The sequence below is a fragment of the Dietzia sp. CW19 genome (genome assembly GCF_014145265.1).
Classification (GTDB): domain Bacteria; phylum Actinomycetota; class Actinomycetes; order Mycobacteriales; family Mycobacteriaceae; genus Dietzia; species Dietzia natronolimnaea.
Genome location: NZ_JAALEE010000443.1, coordinates 1 through 3,542, shown reverse-complemented (window position 1 = coordinate 3,542; position 3,542 = coordinate 1). Strand labels below are relative to the sequence as shown.

Annotated in this window: 3 protein-coding genes; all 3 read left to right on the top strand. The window is 70.7% G+C overall.

Annotated features, from left to right (window positions below; genetic code table 11):
• Positions 1–1,794 (top strand): ribonuclease J (locus G6021_RS13035; RefSeq protein ID WP_277815263.1); only part of this gene is annotated, 1,794 nt, incomplete at its 5' end.
• A 5-nt stretch (positions 1,795–1,799) separates the two neighbouring features.
• Positions 1,800–2,456, top strand: coding sequence for a TIGR03085 family metal-binding protein (locus G6021_RS13030; RefSeq protein WP_182641474.1), 657 nt, complete (start codon positions 1,800–1,802; stop codon positions 2,454–2,456).
• Between the two features lie 372 nt (positions 2,457–2,828).
• The coding region (locus G6021_RS13025) for a DNA translocase FtsK 4TM domain-containing protein (protein WP_347238970.1) at positions 2,829–3,542 on the top strand (714 nt) is incomplete at its 3' end.

Sequence of the window (3,542 nt, the reverse complement as noted above, 5' to 3'; positions counted from 1 at the left end):
GGCGGCGGCCGTGGCCGTGGTGGCCGGGGCCGCGGTCGGGGTAACGGGACCACCTCCACCGCCGAGTTCGGGGGCGTCAAGACCATGCAGGGCGGGGACATGACGGTCCGGCTGCCCAGCCCGCCCAAGCCGCGCAAGGGTGCGATGCGTCTGGTCGCGCTCGGCGGGATCACGGAGATCGGCCGCAACATGATGACCTTCGAGTACGACTCGAAGCTTCTGATCGTGGACTGCGGTGTCCTGTTCCCGAGTTCGACTGAGCCCGGAGTCGACCTGATCCTCCCGGACTTCGGTCACATCGAGGACCGACTCGACCAGGTCGAGGCGCTCGTTCTCACGCACGCCCACGAGGACCACATCGGTGCGATCCCGTTCCTTCTCAAACTGCGCCCGAACATCCCTGTCGTGGGATCCAGGTTCACCCTGGCCCTGGTGGCGGCCAAGTGCCGGGAGCACCGGATCAAGCCGGTCTTCCAGCAGGTCGACGAGTCGAGCGTGAGTTCGTTCGGCCCGTTCGAGGTCCGCTACTTCGACGTCAACCACTCGATCCCCGAGTGCCTGGGCGTTGTCGTCCGTGCGGGCGGCAACTCCGTGATGATGTCCGGCGACATCAAGCTCGACCAGCTTCCCACCGACAAGCGGCCCACCGACCTGGCCAAGATGGCACGGTTCGGCGACGAGGGTATCGACCTGCTGCTGTTGGACTCCACCAACGCCACCACCCCGGGAGTCAGCCGCTCGGAGTCCGAGGTCGGCCCCGCTCTCCAGCGGCTCATCAGCGACGCCCGCAGACTCGTCGTGGTGGCCTGCTTCGCCTCCAACGTCTACCGCGTGCAGTCCGTCATCGCGGCCGCCGAGGCCTGCGGCCGGAAGGTCGCGCTCACCGGTCGGTCCATGATCCGGAACATGGAGATCGCGCTCGAACTGGGTCTGCTCACGGACCCGAAGGGCGTTCTGATCGACATGGACGCCGCGGCGAAGCTCCCCTCCGAGAAGGTCCTCGTGATGACCACCGGGACCCAGGGGGAGTCGATGGCCGGGTTGTCCCGGATGGCCCGACGCGAGCACCGGCAGATCAACCTCTCCGAGGGCGACACCGTCCTGTTCTCCTCGTCGATCGTCCCGGGCAACGAGGAGCCGGTCTTCAGCGTGCAGAACAGCCTGTCCCAGATGGGCGTGAACGTGGTGACCAGCCGCGATGCCAACATCCACGTCTCCGGACACGGGGACGCGGGCGAGCTGCTCTTCGTCTACAACGCCGTTCGGCCGAAGAACGCCATGCCCGTCCACGGAGAGTGGCGGCACCTGCGGGCCAACCGGGCCCTGGCGGTCGCGACCGGCGTGCCGGCGGAGAACGTGGTGCTCGCACAGAACGGCGTCGTGGTGGACCTCGTCGACGGCAAGGCGTCCACCGTCGGTCAGATCCCGGTCGGCCACCTGTACGTGGACGGTCTGTCCACCGGCGACGTCGGCGACACCGTGCTGGCGGACCGCACCGCGCTGTCCGAGGACGGCTTCATCGTCGCCACGGTGGTGGTGGACCCCCGCACCGGTCGACCGGTGAGCAAGCCCCAGATCATCGCCAAGGGATTCACCGACGAGCCGGGCGCGTTGGCGCCGGTCGTCGAGCTGGTCGAGAACGCACTGTGGGACCTGGCAGGGGAGGGTGAGACCGACCCCTACCGACTCGCGCAGGCGGTCCGCCGCACCGTGGGCACCTGGGTCTCCGACAAGTGGCGTCGCAAGCCCATGATCGTGCCCACCGTCATCACCTCCGTGGCAGCGCAGGACTGAGTCCGGTGAACCCCGACCGGCGGACACTGGCGCAGCGGGAGCGCAGCGCTCTCGTCGAGACGATGCGCGCCGCCGGGCCGGAGGCACCGACGCTGTGCGCCGGGTGGACGACCCGGGATCTCGCGGCGCACCTGGTCGTGCGGGAGGCACGCCCCGACGCCGCCGCGGGAATCGTCCTGCCGGCGCTCGCCTCGCGGATGGAGGAACTGCGCCTCCGTGAGGCCGAGCGTCCGTGGGACGAACTGCTCGAGAAGATCGCGGCGGGTGCGCCGTGGTACTCGCCGCTCCGCTACGCAGACCGGGTGGCCAACGCCGCGGAGTACCTCGTCCACCACGAGGACGTCCGCCGGGCCGGTGGCGAATGGACGACGCGGGAGTTCGACGTCGAGGACCTCGATCGCATCTGGGCGCTAGGCACCACGGTGGCCAGGACGTTCCTCCGTCGGGTGTCCGCCCGGGTCGACCTGCGCACCCCACCGGGGATCACGTTGACCAAGTCCGGTGCGGTGTCCACGGGCGCCGCGTTGGCCCCGATGGTCAGTGTGACGGCCGCCCCCGTCGAGTTGATCCTGTGGGCGTTCGGCAGGGACGCGGTGGACGTGGACATCTCCGGAGCCCAGGGGGGCATCGACGCGGTCCGGGCGGTACCGAGGGGCTTCTGACCGACCCCGGCCCGTGTGGCTGCTGTTACCAATGGGGTCCGAGAAGATAGAGTGACCCCCATGGCACCCAGCTCGAACACGCGATCCACCCGTGCCCCCGGTGGACGACGCCCGGCCTCGAAGTCCGGCGCACAGCGATCCACCGCGTCCACCTCGTCGTCGTCACGGTCAGGCGGTTCCCGTCGCGGCGCCGTCGTCTCCACCCCGAAGTCGGGCCCCCGCGGCGGTTCCCATGCGGTCACCCCACCTCCGGAGCGGACGTCCGGTGCCTTCGGCGCCGTCGGGCGCGGTCTGCGTGGCGGGTGGTCGGGTGTGGCGAAGGGGGTCGGTCACGGGGTGCGCGGGCTGCGAGGCGGAACCGACGACGAGCGCGTGGCACCACCGCACCGTCGTGACGGGCTCGGGTTGATCCTCGTCGGCATCGCGATCGTCTTCGCGGGAGCGGTGTGGTTCGGTGCGGCGGGGCCGGTGGGGGAGTGGTTCGACACCGGGATCCGCACCGTGGTGGGGACGCCGGGTGCCCTCCTGCCGTTGCTGCTCGGGGGCTGGGGCGTCCTCGTGATGGCGCGGGAGCCACGACCCGACGTCCAGTCCAGGTGGGTGGTCGGGACCACCGTGACCTCACTGGGTGTGCTGGGTCTCTGGCATCTGGGATCAGGGTCGCCCTCGGACCCGGAGGGGGTCCGTGGGGGAGCCGGCGTCCTCGGGAGGATCGTCGGGGGCACGCTCGAGGCGGGTCTGTCCGTCTTCGTCGCCGTCCCGCTCCTCGTGTTGCTCGTGGCGTTCGGAGTGCTGGTGCTGGTGGGACGCCCGGCGAGGGAGATCCCCGGCATCGTGCGCGGATTCTTCGGCTGGGACGGGAGCGGGGACATCGTCGACCACGAGGAGCCCGCAGCGGACTGGGACGACCCGGACGCCACCACCGCCTACCCGATCGCCGAGACCGGGACACCGGTCGACCGGGAGCGGACCGCACCGAGACGTCCGGCTCGCCGCCGGGTGGCCGCCTGGTCGGACACCCCGACCACCGGGGAGACGGTCGAGATGCCGGCGGCCGCAGGGGCGTCGGCGGACCCGGCCGACGGG